Annotated in this window: 14 protein-coding genes and 6 pseudogenes; 13 read left to right on the top strand and 7 right to left on the bottom strand. The window is 66.5% G+C overall.

The window, feature by feature from the left end:
* Positions 1-244: 244 nt before the first annotated feature.
* The 5 genes and pseudogenes from FEF34_RS17225 (at position 245) to FEF34_RS17205 (ending at position 2,210) form a co-directional block, all read left to right on the top strand.
* Positions 245-628 (top strand): type II toxin-antitoxin system RelE/ParE family toxin, encoded by a 384-nt coding sequence (locus tag FEF34_RS17225; RefSeq protein ID WP_138053969.1) that lies wholly within the window; start codon positions 245-247, stop codon positions 626-628.
* A complete protein-coding gene (locus FEF34_RS17220; RefSeq protein ID WP_103815984.1) occupies positions 625-963 on the top strand; it encodes a helix-turn-helix domain-containing protein in 339 nt (112 codons plus the stop codon). The genes FEF34_RS17225 and FEF34_RS17220 overlap by 4 nt, the downstream gene beginning before the upstream one ends.
* A gap of 35 nt (positions 964-998) precedes the next feature.
* Positions 999-1,214 (top strand): annotated as a pseudogene (locus tag FEF34_RS17215) (helix-turn-helix domain-containing protein); the annotation flags it as partial.
* Positions 1,215-1,384: 170 nt separating this feature from the next.
* The gene (locus FEF34_RS17210) at positions 1,385-1,753 is read left to right on the top strand and encodes a toxin C-terminal domain-containing protein (RefSeq protein ID WP_093552097.1); all 369 of its coding nucleotides are present in this window, start codon (positions 1,385-1,387) and stop codon (positions 1,751-1,753) included.
* Entirely contained in the window at positions 1,722-2,210 is a 489-nt protein-coding gene (locus FEF34_RS17205; RefSeq protein WP_234042430.1) for a hypothetical protein, read from the top strand. Before FEF34_RS17210 ends, FEF34_RS17205 begins: the two co-directional genes overlap by 32 nt.
* 86 nt (positions 2,211-2,296) lie before the next feature.
* Here the strand turns inward: FEF34_RS17205 and FEF34_RS17200 are convergent.
* Positions 2,297-2,956 (bottom strand): annotated as a pseudogene (locus tag FEF34_RS17200) (site-specific integrase); the annotation flags it as partial.
* A gap of 299 nt (positions 2,957-3,255) precedes the next feature.
* Between FEF34_RS17200 and FEF34_RS17195 the strand changes: the two are divergent.
* Both FEF34_RS17195 and FEF34_RS17190 read left to right on the top strand, forming a co-directional pair.
* Positions 3,256-3,477 carry a hypothetical protein gene (locus FEF34_RS17195; RefSeq protein WP_199800764.1) on the top strand — a complete coding sequence of 74 codons (222 nt, stop codon included), beginning with the start codon at positions 3,256-3,258 and terminating at the stop codon, positions 3,475-3,477.
* A gap of 20 nt (positions 3,478-3,497) precedes the next feature.
* Positions 3,498-4,109, top strand: coding sequence for a hypothetical protein (locus FEF34_RS17190; protein WP_234042429.1), 612 nt, complete (start codon positions 3,498-3,500; stop codon positions 4,107-4,109).
* A gap of 164 nt (positions 4,110-4,273) precedes the next feature.
* Here FEF34_RS17190 and FEF34_RS43685 read toward each other — a convergent pair.
* Positions 4,274-4,462: pseudogene (locus FEF34_RS43685) on the bottom strand (site-specific integrase); the annotation flags it as partial.
* A gap of 63 nt (positions 4,463-4,525) precedes the next feature.
* A complete protein-coding gene (locus tag FEF34_RS17180) occupies positions 4,526-5,866 on the bottom strand; it encodes a tetratricopeptide repeat protein (RefSeq protein WP_171052985.1) in 1,341 nt (446 codons plus the stop codon).
* A gap of 149 nt (positions 5,867-6,015) precedes the next feature.
* On the opposite strand from FEF34_RS17180, the gene FEF34_RS17175 reads away from it, so the two are divergent.
* From FEF34_RS17175 to FEF34_RS17160, 4 genes are all read left to right on the top strand, one after another.
* The gene (locus FEF34_RS17175) at positions 6,016-6,243 is read left to right on the top strand and encodes a hypothetical protein (protein WP_234042428.1); all 228 of its coding nucleotides are present in this window, start codon (positions 6,016-6,018) and stop codon (positions 6,241-6,243) included.
* Between the two features lie 473 nt (positions 6,244-6,716).
* Positions 6,717-8,189 (top strand): asparagine synthase-related protein, encoded by a 1,473-nt coding sequence (locus FEF34_RS17170; RefSeq protein ID WP_171052984.1) that lies wholly within the window; start codon positions 6,717-6,719, stop codon positions 8,187-8,189.
* A 25-nt stretch (positions 8,190-8,214) separates the two neighbouring features.
* Entirely contained in the window at positions 8,215-8,931 is a 717-nt protein-coding gene (locus FEF34_RS17165) for a class I SAM-dependent methyltransferase (protein ID WP_138053966.1), read from the top strand.
* A gap of 504 nt (positions 8,932-9,435) precedes the next feature.
* Positions 9,436-9,900 carry a hypothetical protein gene (locus tag FEF34_RS17160; RefSeq protein WP_138053965.1) on the top strand — a complete coding sequence of 155 codons (465 nt, stop codon included), beginning with the start codon at positions 9,436-9,438 and terminating at the stop codon, positions 9,898-9,900.
* A gap of 118 nt (positions 9,901-10,018) precedes the next feature.
* On the opposite strand, the pseudogene FEF34_RS17155 reads toward FEF34_RS17160, so the two are convergent.
* Positions 10,019-10,821 (bottom strand): annotated as a pseudogene (locus tag FEF34_RS17155) (tyrosine-type recombinase/integrase); the annotation flags it as partial.
* Between the two features lie 5 nt (positions 10,822-10,826).
* Here FEF34_RS17155 and FEF34_RS17150 point away from each other — a divergent pair.
* The gene (locus FEF34_RS17150) at positions 10,827-11,375 is read left to right on the top strand and encodes a transposase (RefSeq protein WP_138053964.1); all 549 of its coding nucleotides are present in this window, start codon (positions 10,827-10,829) and stop codon (positions 11,373-11,375) included.
* 7 nt (positions 11,376-11,382) lie between these two features.
* Here FEF34_RS17150 and FEF34_RS17145 read toward each other — a convergent pair.
* Positions 11,383-12,165: pseudogene (locus FEF34_RS17145) on the bottom strand (IS481 family transposase); the annotation flags it as partial.
* Positions 12,166-12,264: 99 nt separating this feature from the next.
* On the opposite strand from FEF34_RS17145, the pseudogene FEF34_RS42900 reads away from it, so the two are divergent.
* Positions 12,265-12,359: pseudogene (locus FEF34_RS42900) on the top strand (type II toxin-antitoxin system PemK/MazF family toxin); the annotation flags it as partial.
* 24 nt (positions 12,360-12,383) lie between these two features.
* On the opposite strand, the gene FEF34_RS17135 reads toward FEF34_RS42900, so the two are convergent.
* Both FEF34_RS17135 and FEF34_RS17130 read right to left on the bottom strand, forming a co-directional pair.
* Complete coding sequence (locus FEF34_RS17135) at positions 12,384-13,952, bottom strand: MFS transporter (RefSeq protein ID WP_325063634.1); 1,569 nt, start codon at positions 13,950-13,952, stop codon at positions 12,384-12,386.
* 127 nt (positions 13,953-14,079) lie between these two features.
* Positions 14,080-15,429, bottom strand: coding sequence for an ISL3 family transposase (locus FEF34_RS17130; RefSeq protein WP_199800618.1), 1,350 nt, complete (start codon positions 15,427-15,429; stop codon positions 14,080-14,082).
* Positions 15,430-15,456 lie beyond the last annotated feature (27 nt).

The raw sequence follows: 15,456 nt of genomic DNA, 5'->3' as shown, positions 1-15,456 counted from the left end.
CCAGACTGGGCGACGCACCAGCCCGGCCGCACGCTGCCTCTCCCGCTCGGGCCCGATCCCGCCGGAAGGAGCCGGCCCTGCGCCGCCCCGGCCGGTTGCCGCTGGTTTGCGGCACCGCCGCCGCATCAGGATGAGGGGGACCATGGGGGCGTGCGACGCCGGAGTGGCTGCGATCGCGGCAACGGCACATGACCTGAGCTACGAAGTCGCGCTCTCGCACTCCGTGCCATATATCATCGGCGCTATGGACGGCGGGCGCTACTCGATCGAGATCGAGCCGGAGGTACGGCTGTGGCTGGAGAGCATTCCCGCCCATCACTACAAGCAGGCCGAACGCGTCGCCGACCTGCTCGCCGAGCAGCCCACCACGCTCGACGAACCGCACTCCCGCCACCTGGGCGGCAAGCTCCGCGAGCTGCGCTTCCGCCTCGGCGATGCTCATCAGCGGATCACCTACTGGCTGGCGCCCGGCCGACGCGTCGTGCTGCTCACCGTGTTCCGCAAGACCAAGATGCGTGAGCAGGCCGAAGTGGACCGCGCCCACGCCGCACAGCGATGGTGCGAGGCAGAGCATGAAGCCGCCGCCGAGCACGACCTCTACAGCCGCAACCTCAAGGAGAGCCGATGAACCACAGCGAATGGAGGACCCGTCGCCACCGCCAGCTGCTGGGCGAGCACCTGGACGCTGACCCCGAGTACGACCGGGTCTACGAAGAGGCCGGTCTCGCCATGACGTTGGGCAAGGCCGTCTACGACCGGCGTAAGCAGCTGGGTCTGAGCGAGGCCGACCTCGCCGAGCGCATGCACGTCGATGTCGATGACATCGAAGGCATCGAGACGGCCACCGAGCTGCCGCCCATCGCGGTCATCATGCGCCTGGCCCGCGCGCTGGACCTCACGGTGGACGTGCACCTCGCTGGCGGAGACGAGCCCACCGTCACCATCGTCGCCCCAGCGGCCTGAGGCGGGGAGGAACCATGCAGGACCCGCCTACCGCGCTCGCCCGTGAGCTCGGGCAACTCGTCCACGACCGGCGCATCGAGCTCGGGCTGTCCCAAGCCGAGCTGGCCGAGCGGTGCGGGATGAAACAGCCGCAGATCTCCCGCTTCGAAGGCGGCGGGACCGTTCCAACGCTTCCCCTCCTGCGCCGCCTGGCTCAGGCTCTCGGCGCCGACCTGACCATCAGCCTCACCCCGCACGACAAAGCCGCTTGACACGCATTCGGAATTCCTGGAATTCCCCAGGCGGTGTAGACCACTGACGGCAGTAGTGACGGCAACACCGGCGGACTTCAGTGCACACGCACGGACGTGGAACGGCTGTCAAACCGGAGCCTGACCAGCGAAGTTGCAGCTGACGGCGACCCCGCTTCCACACGTACTATGTGCTGGCGGGCGCCACGCCGGTACTCGTTCACAACAGCAACTGTGACCTTCCGGAGGGATATACCTCTTCCCCTGCACTCAAGGGCGACCCCTACCACCCGGACTCGGTGGCTGAGCGCAGTCGGCAGAATCGAGAGCTGTATGCCGGGACCGTGGCCGATAGGGCAGGTGCACTCGGGTACAGAACAAGAATTCCCGCGCAGAAGGCGCCGTTCAATTCCCATGGCCAGGTCGTCTTCTCCAACGGGAAGAACTACATCACGCCTGATGTCGATGGCCATAACGTGACGGACGGCTGGAAGATGTTCAACCGCAGAGGGCAACGGATCGGAACCTATGACCCAGATCTCAACTACCTCAAGGAATAGTGGATTCTCGATCGAGGTGATCGATGATTCGGTTTCGGAGGGTGCGACCCCGTCACCATCTGAGGCTGTCGGCAGGATCTGGGTCGGCAGCTTCACGGAGACATTCCTGATGGACCTGAGCTTCTGGTCAGTGGATGAATACTGTCGAAGCTGGGAGAGTGCGCTGAGGGAAATCGAACGCTCCGAGAAGGTGACCTCTTGCCTCATTGCTTCGATCACTGATCCGGCGGCCAGTAATTTCATCTCCTGCTGGCCAATGTATCGAGACGGGGATGTGATCCACGTCCAGAATTCGCTCATCTTCCTGGATGAGCTCGATGAACCGTTCGACCCGCAAGAGCCGTGGCGGTACGTAGAGCCTCACCGTGAAATCGACGAGGACGGGAATCGCATCTCCGAGTGGGTGACGGGCGCGCCCGAGGTGCGGCAGTTCCGTGAGTCCACCTGGGGCCTATGAGGGAACACAGGCGCAAATATGAAGCCCCGCCAGATCGTTTCTGGCGGGGCTTCTGCGTGGGGTGACGGCAGTAGTTGACGGCAACGTCAGCGGACGAGGGCGGCGCAAGGGGGCGGTTCGTCGCCGTCGCCGTTGGCCGTCATGGTGATCTCCGGGCTGTCGAGCGCGGTGCTGAGGGTGTCGATGGCGTCTCGCTGGAGGCGGAGCCTTACGTGGGCGTAGACGGTGGCGGTGACGCCGATGTGGGCGTGGCCGAGGAGTTCCTTGATCACGACGAGGTCGACGCCCTGTTCCAGGAGCAGGGTGGCGGTCGAGTGCCGGAGGTCGTGGAAGCGGATGCGTCGGAGTCCGGCCCGGTCGAGGAAGCTGCGGAAGCGGCGGGTGAGGTTGGCCGGGTCGAGAGGCCGGCCGGTAGGGGTGGTGAAGACGAGGCCGCTGTCCTGCCAGGCTGACCCTGCTGTCCCGCGCTCCTTGTCCTGCTGCTGTTTGTGCTCCTTGAGGGAGTAGAGGCATTCGGTCGGGAGCGCGATACGGCGCTCAGACGCCCGGGTCTTGGTGGGCAGATACGTGAGGCCGCCGGTGCGGGTGCGCTGGAGCGAGCGGCGGATGCTGGCCGTTCCGGTTGTGAGGTCGAGGTCTTCCCAGAGGAGGCCCAGGAGTTCGCCCTTGCGGAGTCCGGTGCGCAGCGCGAGTTCGTACAGCGCGTGGAGCCCGTCCGTGCGGGCGGCGTCGAGGAACTGGCGAGCCTACGGCCCCTGACCATGCCCGACCCCAACCCGGGCAGGACACCGGCCAAAGCCCACTCCACCGCCCTCACGCACGTAGCCGTCTGACGGCAACGCCGACGGCAACACGGGCGCACAGCACGGCACTTCCACGCACACCCACGGACCGGCAAGAATTCGCTGACCAGCGAAAATGCAGGTGACGACCGCCCGGCGAGCGCACGTACTATGTGCTGGCGGGTGAGGCTCCGGTCCTGGTTCACAACAGCAATTGCCGGACCACATCGAAATACGAGGACATCACAGAATCCAAGGCCCGCATGAAGAATGTGCGGACGGATGTCGGTCCTACGGAATTCGGAGAGAACCTTGAGGCTAACGGATGGACCTGCCTCGAAAGGGGGCCGAACATTGAATATCAGAAGGATGGGGCACGGTACTTCCTGCGAGGCAAGGCCAAGACTGTCGAAGGATGGACAGCGGACTACTACAGGCCGGGATCGAAGAAGGCCGACATCAAGATCAGACTGGGGGACTACTGATGCTAGGCGAGAGTTCGCTCATGTCGGACCGTGACGAGTATCTTGCCATCCGCTCCCGTAGCGCGGTGACCTTCAATCTTGATGCCAGGTTCCCTGACCAGGTTTTCAGGGAGAGTGCGGGAGACTCGTTGTTCTGTGAGTTCGATGTGGTTCTCGCTCCGGAAATCTGGCCAGCGCTCTGCATGATGGCCCGTTGGCACGGAGACGACCATATCGATCTGCTAGTTCTCGAGCCGGACTGTGACGAATTCTATGTCCCCGAGGGGCTGGGATACCCGGCGGTGTCCCTGTCCGTCGAGGCCAGTGAGGACGACTACTGGGCTGCGATCGGCTTCGAGCCGGACGGCGACGCCCTGGGGTCGATCTCGATCTCGGCGAATGTCGTCGCGCTGACCGGAGCATCCGCAAAGTGGGGGTGCTGGAGTGAAAGGGACCCCGAGGTGGCGGTGTTCCAGGGGTTTCCCGACGCGGCCGCGCGCAGTGAATGGTGCGCTCAGTTTGGACCCTTCCTGGACGTGTCAGGCGCGTTGGAGTCGTATCTTCCGATGGCTTTCGGCGGGCGGTCTGTTCCGGACGTGTACGCCGCAGCTCTGACCGCCAACTATGGACCTCAGAGCGGTAGGCGGCCGTAACGTCACGGAGCGGCCCGCCGGAGTCGATCCGGCCCAGGTGCTGAGCCCCGTACAGCAGTACGCTTGCACAAATCTGAAGCCTCGTCAGGTGTGTCCGGGCGGGGCTTCTGCGATGGGTGGCGGCAGTAGTTGACGGCAACGTCAGCGGACGCGGGGGCACGGGATGGTGGTTCTTCACTGTCAACACCGACGGCCTCGGTGATCGCCGGGCCGTGGAGTGCGGTGCCGAGGGTGTCGATGGCGTCTCGCTGGAGGCGGAGGCGTACGTGCGCGTATACGGTGGCGGTGACGCCGATGTGGGCGTGGCCGAGGAGTTCCTTGATCACGACGAGTTCGACGCCCTGTTCCAGGAGCCCCTCAATGCGCCCGCCGTCGTGGCTGACTCTCTGCGGCTGAGCTTGAAGGTGCGACGGGGGTCAGGTGACCAGCGGCGGTGACGCGAGCGTCCGTGCCCGGTCGTACAGGCCGCTGGCTGCCGCGTTCTTCAGATGAGGGCGCAAGAGACCGAGCATCGCCTTCACGCGGTCGTCGGCGCGGCCGGACTGCACCTTGGGATAGTCGTCGAGGGCCTGGTGCCAGGTGGCACACGCCGCTTCCAGGTGGCCGAGTTCCAGTTGCCGTTCGGCCAGCAGGCCGCGGCGGTGTACGCGTGTGCGCTGGTACGTGCTGGGGCGGAGCCGGTCCGCCTGCTGCATGGCTTCGACGGCTCCGGCCTTGTCACCGAGTTCGTAACGCACCTGGCTGACGTGGTAGTTGAGCGAAGAGGGGTCGTACGAGCCGAACGCCTTGCCGCGTGACTCGGCACGGTCCATGGCCGCCTCGGCTTCGCGGATGTAGCGAAGCGCGCCCGCACGGTCGCCGGTCTGCGCGGCGGCATGCGCCTGCTGGCCGACGAGGAAGGCCAGCATCCGAGGGCCGGCTTTCGGGGAGGCGGCGGCAGCGGCGTCGGCCAGTTCCATGGCCTTCGCCCCGTGGCCGAGGTCGACTGCCTGGACGCTCATGCCCCGCAGGGTGGTGCAGTACGTCAGGTGGTCCTCGGCAGCGCCCGCCAGCTCCAGAGCCTTGACGTAGTAGCGCTGCGCGAGACCGTGCAGCCCTTCGTCCACGGCCATGTAGCCCGTCAGGTAGAGCAGGTCCGAGGCGGCGGACAGCATCGCCTTGCGTACGTCCTCGGACGCGTCGGCGCGCAGGTAGGAGGCCACGGTGTTGACCATGAAGGAGGCCGCCATGGGGCGGGCGTGACGGCCGCCGAACTCGTCGTCCAGGTCCGACACCCGCTCGGTCATGGCGATGACCATGTCCACTTCGTTCATGCCGATGCGAGTCGTGCGGCCGGACTGGACGGCATCGGCACACCCGACCACATCAGGCCAGCCGGGAATGGTGACGGCCACGGAGAACAGGCCGGCCCCCAGGACACTGCGGCGGGACGGGTCCATATCCAGCCTCCCCAGGTCGATCACTCCTTCCACGGTATCCGCAGTTGCGGAGGAGCGATCGCGTGGAACGGGCAGCCCGGCCTCGGCATGGGTGACGGGGCGGCCGAGGCGGCGGGAAAGGGCTTCGAGGATGCATGCACGCACCGCACCGCGAGGGATGGTGCCTCCGAGCCAGTGGCTCACCCCCGACTCGTCATAACGCAGGGGAGTTCCGGTCTCGGTGCCGATGCGGTTCACCGCCCGCGCGAACTGGCGGTGAGTCCAACGGCTTTCGGCGAGCATGCGCCCGAGCGCCGCGTTCGGTTCACGCTTGGCCATGCCCTCAACTCCCCGTGCTTTCACGAACTTTCAAGGCTTTCAAGTCCTGGCGCTGCGGCAACGGTACCGCTGAGCGTGGTCGTGCGGTTGCGTAGAGACAGCAGGGAACGGCGAGACCTCGCCGTATCCGTCGTCTGAGGGGCTGAGGGATGAGAAGCGAAGCACGGGCCCGTCTGGCCCGGATGACCGAGGCGCGGGGCATGGACGGGGTGTTGAGGATCGACACCTACGAGGGCGCGGACCTGCCGCCGGGTTCGAACCGGTTCTCGCCGTGTCTCTGCCCGCAGCACCGCTCAACGCCGTCGGAGGACGGGGCTGCAAGGCTGAGCGCCGCAGTACGCGAGGTCAACGAGCGCAGCCGTGGAGAGCGGCTGTGAATCGGTTGGCCGCAGTCGTCGGCCGTTACGCCGGACCGCTCCTGATCATCATCATCTCGGGATCGGTCGGCTTCGTCCTGGGCGTGGCCGCCGCATCCACACCCACCTGACTCCTCCCCGTCACACATCCAGGCTCCCCACCTGTGACGAGGGAGGGCCTGCCGCCGGAAGCGGTGGGCACCCCGTCCGGCGGCCTTCTTCGCAAGGGTCCGGCAGCCGAACGGGTCCAACTCCGCAGCACCAGCTGCGGAGTCCACTGAAAACCGTAAGGGAGAACACGATGAACGTGGACGAGTTGTTCACCGGAGACCTGATCACCGGCGTCCCGGCCATCGAGGCCGCGCTGCTCGACAAGATGCCGGGCGGCGGCGACAACAACGGCGACCACTGCAGCAAGTGATCCAGGGCTGACGCCAGGCGGGGCGGGGCCATACGCGGCCCCGCCCCGCCGCACGACATCGGAAAGGGACGACATGCTGTCGATGCGTCTGCGCCTGGACGATCTCCAGGAGCCCAAGTGGCTATCAGAAGGCGGCCGTAGGATCAACGGGCAGAGCTGGATCGAACCCGCGAACGTGTCCACGTTGGTCATGGAGGTCAACGACGACCAGGCACCGCGCGTACGGATCCGCGTGAAGGAGTGCAAGCGGGGCGACGCCGACTTCGTCGAACTCACCATGGAGCCCGGACAAGCCCGCCTGGCGGTGGGCGTCTTCGGCACAGCCCCCCTCTATCTGACAAAGAAGGCGGGCGAACTGTACGCCTCGTGGGACCTGACACTGCTGCGACCGCATCTGCGGGCAGACCGCCTGGTGCCGCGTGTCGTCGCCCGCACGCTGACGAGGCAGCACCGCTACACGTCCGAGACGCTCTTCGAAGGTGTCTACCGCCTCACTGAACGGGCTGCGGCCACGTTCACCCGTTCGGGACTCAGCATCCACTACCCCGACCCCACCGAACACGTACTTGAGCCGCGTACGCTGCGGCCCGGCGTTGATCCACTCATGGCTCTGGACGAGTTGCTGACCGACGTGATCCGCCAGGCGCCGACGGCAACCGGGCGTGTGGGTGTTGAGCTGTCCGGCGGCGCGGACTCCGGGAACGTCGTCCTGGCCGTGAAAGCATCCAGCTTCCCCGAGGTGTACAGCTTCGGCCTGCTGGTGGGAGGGAGCACCGGCAGGCAGCAGCACGAGCGGCGTCGGGCTCTTGTGGAGCACTGCGGCTTCCGGGACACGGCCACCCCCGCTATGCAGCACCCACCCTTCTGTGCCGGAGGCGTGCGCGATCTGTGCAAGCCGCACGATCCGGCGGGAGCCTTCTATCAGGAGGCGTTCGATGTCGTGCGCGAGCAGGCAGCCGCCCGGCGGTGCGAGGTCATGTTCACGGGCAGCGGCGGGGACGAGATCAATGCCCACCACTCCAGGACACAGGCCGAACTGCCGACGCCGCACCCCGTGCCGTGGCTCGGCGACAAAGCAGTCCGAGCGCTCGCCGAAGTCAACGAGCACCTGGCCCCCATTCCGGTGCTGCCCGTACCGACCCTGATGGCGTTCGGGATGCACAACCCCGGATTCCTCCGGGCCGGAATCTGGCCGGTGAGCCCGCTCGCGCACCCGCGGACCGTGCGGTTCATGGAGCAGCTACCGCACGAGCACAAGCGCGGCAAGGCGTTGTTCCGCGAGCGGATCCGGCGGGCCGGGTTGCCCGAGTGGGTGGCCGCGCCGGCTGAACCGGAGAACTTCCTGGCTGTCCTGGAAAAGGGTTTACGTTCCTACGGCTTGCCGGTCTTGGACGACATGCTGAAGGAGTCCATCCTGGTGGACCTTGGCTACGTTGACGGCAAGGCTCTTGCCGAGGCGGGGAGGAACGCCGACTCCGCGCCGGTCGTCCCCGATCTGCTGTGCGATGTGCTCGCCCTGGAGGTCGGACTGCGAAGCCTCATGTGACCAGCCCGACACGGAAGCCGAGCACGTGGAAGCCACCAACCTCCTGTACCGCGATCCGGCACTCTACGACGTGGTCCAGTCCGACAGCACGAGCGCCGGAATGTGCCAGACCCTGATCGATCTGCACCGGCCGGACGCCCGGACCCTGGTCGACTTCGGATGCGGTACCGGCCGCGACCTGGAGATCCTGGCCAAGCGCTTCGAGTGCATCGGCGTGGACGTCCAGCCCGGCATGGTCGACTACGCCCACCAGGCCCGGCCCGGGCTGGACATCCGCACCGGCGACATGCGCACCGCACGACTCGGCAGCCGCATGGATGTGGTGACCTGCATGGGCAACAGCCTCGCCTACGCGCACGACAACGAGGCGATCAGCCAGGTCTTCGCCACCTTCGCCGCCCACGCCCGGCCAGGAGCGCTGCTCGTGTTGTGTTCCCCCGTCGCCCCGATCACCCGGACCGAGCCGACCACCGCCACGGTCGACACCCCGACGGGACCCGCGACCGTCACCATCCGCCACACGTGGGACCTGCGGACCCAGATCAACACCATGCACCGGCACTGGATGCTCCCCTCGGGCGACGAGGCCCGAGACGAGATCCGCAGGCGCGTCCTGTTCCCCCAGGAGCTTGAACGCTACGCGGAGGGCGTCGGCTTCGAGGTCCTGGACATGCTCGACGGCACAGGGACAGGGCTTACCGGCCCCACCGCGTACACAGTGGCCCGACAAACTCCGCGGTGACCGGCGAGGCGAGAAATGGCACCAGCGCCAGCCGCCCGACTCCTGACGGCAGTAGCGACGGCAACACCCACGGATTTCCCCGCACATCCACGGACACCAGCGGAACGCAAATCACGCACTGACCTGCGAAGAAGCAGGTAGAGCGGTGCCGCGTAGCACACGTACTATGTGCTGGCGGGCCAGACTCCGGTCCTGGTGCACAATTCCGGTCCAAATTGTGGAGTTCCAACCGGCGGCAGGAATGGAGACCGTCTCGGTGGCGAGGACTTCCATGGGAGTGACTACAGTCTCGACGAGATGGTTGAGTTCGTGAACGGACATACGGGTGACGGGAACCCGGCGATGGGGCGTCCGTCCGCTGCCGAAATTGAGACGACACTTCGGCAGGCCGGCCCGCGCCAATTGGACGGGCAGAAATCGTCAAGGTTTGACCACAATGGCGTCCGCGTAATTATCAACTGGGATATGCCGTGGAAGTTCACGTCGTATTACCCTGGCAGGTGAATGATGAATGCAAGCGAACGAGGCGAATGGCTCGGATGCTTCCTGACGGATATGGATATCCGTCGACTGGAGGGCGTCTCAGTTCCAGTCGCCCCGGAGCGGGCCCTAGGGCTGGTTGAGCTGCTGGAGAGCTGGCGCAATCACGTTCTCAGGATTGAGGCGGAGATTGGGCTACCCGATTCGGACAGGACGGTGTGGGGTGTCTATGACTTGATTGCCGCCCTCGTGCTCAGGAGCTTCGTCTCTCGTGGCATGAAAAACATCGACTCGGATTTCCTTGGGGGATTCAGGCGGGCGCTCGATGATGTCGACTCCAGATTCATGCAGTTCACTGAAATTGATGAATCTGAAACTGTTCGTCGTCTCGATGGCGGTGAGCGATCGAATGGGGAATGGTGGTGGGATCGAGTTCCCCGGATTGGCCCGATCCGTCGAGAGGTCGAGCGAATCAAATCGCCATCGTGACCCGATTGTGGCTGTTGAAATGAAGAGAATTCGATGGCAGCCCTAGGATTTCATCAGTAAGTCTGACGCCCCGCCGGATTACTTTCCGGTGGGGCGTCAGGGGTGTTTGACGGCAACGTCAGCGGACGACGGCTGCGGCGGGTGGGTCGTGGAGGTCGTCGTCGGTAAGGCCGAGTGCGTCGCCCAGGGTGTCGATCGCCTGGCGTTGGAGGCGGAGGCGTACGTGGGCGTAGGCGCCGGCGGTGACGCCGATGCGGGCGTGGCCGAGGAGTTCCTTGATCACGACGAGGTCGACTCCCTGTTCCAGGAGCAGAGTGGCGGTCGAGTGCCGGAGGTCGTGGAAGCGGATGCGGCGGAAGCCGGCCCGGATGAGGAAGCTGCGGAAGCGGCGGGTGAGGTTGGCAGGGTCGAGAGGCCGGCCAGTCGGCGTGGTGAATACGAGCCCGCTGTCGCTCCAGTCCGTCCCTGCTGGTCTCTCGCTCCTTGTCCTGGCGCTCCTGGTGCCTCTTGAGGGAACGGATGCATTCGGTCGGGAGCGCGATACGGCGCTCGGAGGCCCGGGTCTTGGTGGGCAGATGAGTGAGGCCGCAGGTGCGGGTGCGCTGGAGCGAGCGGCGGATGCTGGCCGTTCGGGTGGTGAGGTCGAGGTCTTCCCAGTGGAAGCCGAGCAGTTCGCCCTTGCGGAGCGGTGCGGAGGGCGAGTTCATGCAGGGCGTGGAGCCGGTCGCCGCGGTCTACGTCGAGGAACCGGCGGGCTTCTGTCGCAGTGAGGGGCCGGAAGCGCCTGGGCCGGGGTGCGGTGGCCTTGACGTTCCGGGCGATGTTGCGGGGCAGTTCGTCTTCGCGGACAGCGTGTTCGAGGGCGGACTTGAGGACCGAGTGCACGTACGTCACCGTCGAAGGGGACAACGAAGGACGGCATCACCATGGTCACCCCGCTGATGGCCGACCACTCCCCGCAGGCCAGAGCCGCCGAAGGCTTCGACAAGAGCAGCTTCCGCATCGACTGGACGACCCGAACCGTCCGCTGCCCCGAAGGATCCACCAGCATCGGCTGGCATCCCGTCACCCAGCACGGACTGGACGCCATCGTCGTCGAGTTCGACCGGTGGGACTGCCGGGCATGCCCCTCGCAGAAACGCTGCACCACCTCAGTTCGTGGCTCCCGCATGCTCACCCTCCGCCCGAAGGAAGCCCACGAGGCCCTCGCGCGAGCCCGCACGGAGCAGAAGACCAAGACCTGGAAGGACAAGTACGCGCTCATAGCGGGCATCGAGGGCACCGTCAACCAGGCCCTGGACATCACCGGCCTGCGCCGGGCCCGCTACCGCGGCCTGCAGAAAGTCCGCCTCCAGCACGCCTTCTCTGCCACCGCGATCAACATCATCCGGCTCGACGCCCACTGGACCGACCATCCCCTCCGCCGGGTCCGCACCAGTCGCCTCGAGCGCCTCGCCTACAAACTCACCGCCTGAACCCGAATTAAGCAACAGAGTCCTTGTTCGCCTTCACGTGGCGGACGGGGATGTCGGTGGTGCGTCGAATGACCCGGACCTGGCCGTCCAGCTCGACCGTGAGAGTCGACTCCGCCGCGTGCACGGTGATGTTCCGGCCTGCGTACGGGAGGCCGAGGGAAAGCCTCTGCCGGCAGACCATGACCGTGCCGACCGCGCTGACCCGTCGCTGCACCCGCACCGGCTCCACCCGGGGCCGAGGCGGCAGGCCCGCAGGCCGCAGACCGTTCAACCGCTGCACCTCTTCGCTGGTGAGCGGGTTGGGCCGCACCCGCAGCAGCTCCCTCGAGGACGGATCGAAGAACGACAACGTGGCCACGTCGATACGGACGTTCACCCGGCGACCACCGAGGATCTCCGCCGCCAGCACCTGCCGCCCTCCCAGGCCCACCAGCTCGTGGCTGTTCACCGTCCGATCCACCTCGAACGCGGCACCGTCACCCGTCGGCAGCGGCGACGGACCCGCCGCACGCCTTCCCCGGGTCGCCAGCCGAGCCAGATCGGCAACCGACAGGTGTGACCGCACCGACTTGACCCTCGACCCGGCGATCAGCAGGTGGATCACCCGCGTGTCGGCCCAGAACGTCACCGTCAGCCCCGACCGGGCCGGACCGAGCCAGACCTGCTTGCCCGCGACCTGTAGATTCCCACTTGCAGGCACCACCCGCTCGAACTCCACCGGCCCACCCCGCTCCACCGGCACCGGCACCGCCTCAGGCTCAGCAGCCACAGCGTCGGCCGGATCCGGATCCGCACCCGTCTTCACCACCCCCTCGGTCACGACGTGTGTAGACGGGGCCGCATCCCTTCCGTGCCCCGCTCGGGGCACGCAGCGTTCGCCCGCCGTCTCGTGCCAGGAGGACACATGCAACGCGGCGAAGTCTGGTGGGTCGACTTCGACGAGCGACGCCCCTCGTGCTGCTGTTGGACGACGAGCCATCCGGGTTAACCTGCAGCGACACATGATCATCAGGACTCTGAATCAGCCCTGCCTTGTGTGGGGAAGCGCCTCCAACTGAGGGCGAATGCTCCTGCCAGAAGCACCACGGCGGTTCCCAGAGCAATCCGGATGCCGCCGATGAAGTCCTCGTCGGCAGCCCGGACGATCGCACGAGCCTGACCGGGAAGGAGGTGCTTCAGCGGGCGGCCAGGCCCGATGAAGGCCGGATGGGCGTGCGGGTTCGCGCTGTCAATGATCGCTGACGCAACCGCCTGGCGTACCGCGCGATCAGGCACGTAGGCCGTGAGGCTGCCCGGGAGCGACAGGCTCAGCCAGGCTGCGAGAATCGACCCCAGGAAGGCAACACCGAAAATGCTCCCCATTGACCGCTGTAGATTGACGAGGCCCGCTGCCATGCCGGCACGATGCTGGGGGACATGCGTCATGCCGAGGACCAGCAGTGGTGTGGCACAACCGCCAGATCCCGCGCCGAAGAGTGCCAGACCGGCCACCACCACGGGCAGCATGCTCCCCAAGCCCGCGGCGGTCACCAGCAGTCCCGCGATTACGGCTCCCAGACAGGCCAGTGTCGGCCGGCGGGGACCCCACTTGTTCACGGCCGCGCCCGCGAGCAGCGAGGCTGACCCGAAGGCCACCGGGACGGGGAAGATCAACATCCCTGCCAGCAGTGGGGAGAAGTCGTGCACATCCTGGAGGTACTGCGTGGTCAGGATCAGCACCCCGAAGAAGCAGGACATCACGAGGAAGTAGACCACCAAGGCCGACCTGTACACGGGGTCGCCGAACAGGCTGAGATCGATCAGCGGGACCGCGGTCCGGCGCTCGAAGTGGACGAACAACCCCATGCACGCCGATGCGCCCAGCAACGCTGCCCAGATCGCCGCAGACGTCCACCCGGCCCGCGGTGCTTGGATGATCGCGAGTGCCAGCAAGGCGACCGCCGGGATGAAAGTGACCTGTCCGGACCAGTCCAGCCGGGGCGCCTGTGGATCCCGCGACTCCGTGACGTAGATCACCGTGAGCACGATGACAGCCGCACCCACGGGAACGTTCACGGCGAACACACTCCCCCAGTCGAAGAACTGGACCAGGACACCGCCCAGCGTCGGAGCCGCGGATGCACCGACCATCCCCACGGCCATCCATGCGGCGATCGCCTTCGTCTTTTCCTTCGGATCAGGGAACGCCGCGCTCAGTAGGGCGAGCGACAAGGAGGTGACGAACGCTGCTCCCACGCCCTGGACGACCCGCAACGCGGTGAGTGCCGTAAGGCTCGTCGCCAGTGCACAGAGTGCAGAGGACACGGTGAACACCGTAACCCCGGCGAGAAATCCGCGCCGGCGGCCATAGCGGTCACCCAGCGAGGCGGTGCTCATCAGCATGGCGACCATGCCGAGGCTGTACCCAGCGACAACCCACTGAATTCCCTCCTCGCCTGTTGTGAACGCCTCCTGGATGCTGGGCAGCGCCACATTGACGATATTGACGTCCGTGAACACCATGAAAATTCCGAGTCCCGTCGCCGCGACAGTCATCTTCTGGCGTTTCGTCATCAGGGGGGCGGCTTCTTCCTCCATATGGTCAATTCTGACTGTCAAAGCGATACGGAATGCCTGTCGTGCGGGTGTGTCGCGAATTGGTGAGCTTGACCTCGATCCTTTACTCAGGTTGAACTCGTAGTGCTGTCATGACGGGTCTTCGAATTTAGTGGGGGTGCGCCTGCCGTCGGCTCCGGCGGGTGGTCGCACAGCGTGAGCGTAGGCGCTGGTTGGCGCGGTTGCGGAAGCCGAAGGCGTTACGCGCTTCGAGCTTGATGAGGCGGTTGTTGCCTTCGGAGGCGGCGTTGGTGATGCCGGTGGTCAGGTAGGTCTCGATGCCGTCCCACCACTGCTCGATGGTCTCGGCGAGGGTGAGGAGTTCGTGCAGGTGGGCGTGGTCGGCGACGTGGGTGAAGAAGCGGTGGCGGGCGGCGGAGATCGCGGAGCGGTCGGGGGCGTGGTGGGTGCGGCTGACGGCCAGGCCGAGGAGGTCGCGCAGGAGTTCCTTGGCCTGCCAGGCCGCGTGGATCTGCCGGCCGTAGGTACCCATGTACTCCAACTCGGTCTTCAGGAGGAGGCGTTGGTCTTCGGTGAGGTCTTCTTTGTTGCGGCGCAGGAGTTTGCGGACGGTGTAGATGCCGTCGCCCTTGCGGGCCCGGCGGCCGTGCTGCCGCCAGGTGAGGCGTCGGCGCAGGTCGGCGAGGTGGCGCTGGGCGAGTTGCACGATGTGGAAGCAGTCGACGACCACGGTCGCGTGCGGCAGGGCACGGTGGACGGCGGCGCGGAAGGTGGAACACAGGTCGATGGCGACGTAGCGCACCTGTGCCCGCCAGGATGCGGGCTGGGAGCTGAGCCAGTCGGCGACCGAGGTGGCGTTGCGGCCTTCGACCTGCCCGAACAGTCCTTGCCCGCCGATCGCGTCGACGAAGCCGATGTGCCAGGCGTCCGCGACCAGTTCCCACTTCTGCGTGGCCGGGTTCTGGGCCCAGACCGGCTTGCCCCGCCGGGTCTCGTCGATCCCGACCGCCTCGGTCGCGGGCGGCGTCTCGGGCAGGACCGTCGCGGCGTAGTCCTCAAAGCATCGCTGCACGATGGGCCAGCTCAAGGACAGGTCGCGGCCGGCCTGCACGACGGTGCGGGATCCGTCGCAGACCGCGGCCCCCGCCGCCCGGCGCAGGGCGGTGGTGGTGCGCATCCCGGCGGGCACCGCGTGGATCGCCTCGGTGAACGAGCCGCGCTCGCACGCGGGTTCGGCGCAGTACCAGCGTGCCTTGCGCCACCGGATACTCACAGGGCGTCCACCGCAGGGCAGGTGCCGGGGCCGGGTGGTGCGGTAGTCCTTCAGCCGGGTGGCGAAGACCCCGCACGAGGGGCAGGCCCGGGCGGAGTCCTCGCTCGTGACCACGTACACCGTCGAACCGCCCGCCCCGTCGTCCTTGACCTGCGTCACACTCACCCCCTCCAGCCCCAGAAGTCGCGTTGCCGCTTCGTTGATGCCGGTATCGTCGCTGTTCAAGCCCGTGGGGTTTCATGATCGGTTGCC

The organism is Streptomyces marianii (assembly GCF_005795905.1).
Lineage (GTDB): Bacteria > Actinomycetota > Actinomycetes > Streptomycetales > Streptomycetaceae > Streptomyces > Streptomyces marianii.
Note: the sequence above shows the minus strand (reverse complement) of the source record. Positions and strands in the feature narration are given on the sequence as shown.

Coding starts and splice junctions, on each gene's coding strand:
- FEF34_RS17190 (WP_234042429.1), top strand. CDS start 3,498: ATGTCGGACCGTGACGAGTATCTTGCCATCCGCTCCCGTAGCGCGGTG.
- FEF34_RS17160 (WP_138053965.1), top strand. CDS start 9,436: ATGATGAATGCAAGCGAACGAGGCGAATGGCTCGGATGCTTCCTGACG.
- FEF34_RS17220 (WP_103815984.1), top strand. CDS start 625: ATGAACCACAGCGAATGGAGGACCCGTCGCCACCGCCAGCTGCTGGGC.
- FEF34_RS17175 (WP_234042428.1), top strand. CDS start 6,016: ATGAGAAGCGAAGCACGGGCCCGTCTGGCCCGGATGACCGAGGCGCGG.
- FEF34_RS17225 (WP_138053969.1), top strand. CDS start 245: ATGGACGGCGGGCGCTACTCGATCGAGATCGAGCCGGAGGTACGGCTG.
- FEF34_RS17205 (WP_234042430.1), top strand. CDS start 1,722: ATGACCCAGATCTCAACTACCTCAAGGAATAGTGGATTCTCGATCGAG.
- FEF34_RS17170 (WP_171052984.1), top strand. CDS start 6,717: ATGCTGTCGATGCGTCTGCGCCTGGACGATCTCCAGGAGCCCAAGTGG.
- FEF34_RS17180 (WP_171052985.1), bottom strand. CDS start 5,866: ATGGCCAAGCGTGAACCGAACGCGGCGCTCGGGCGCATGCTCGCCGAA.
- FEF34_RS17150 (WP_138053964.1), top strand. CDS start 10,827: ATGGTCACCCCGCTGATGGCCGACCACTCCCCGCAGGCCAGAGCCGCC.
- FEF34_RS17195 (WP_199800764.1), top strand. CDS start 3,256: ATGAAGAATGTGCGGACGGATGTCGGTCCTACGGAATTCGGAGAGAAC.
- FEF34_RS17135 (WP_325063634.1), bottom strand. CDS start 13,952: ATGGAGGAAGAAGCCGCCCCCCTGATGACGAAACGCCAGAAGATGACT.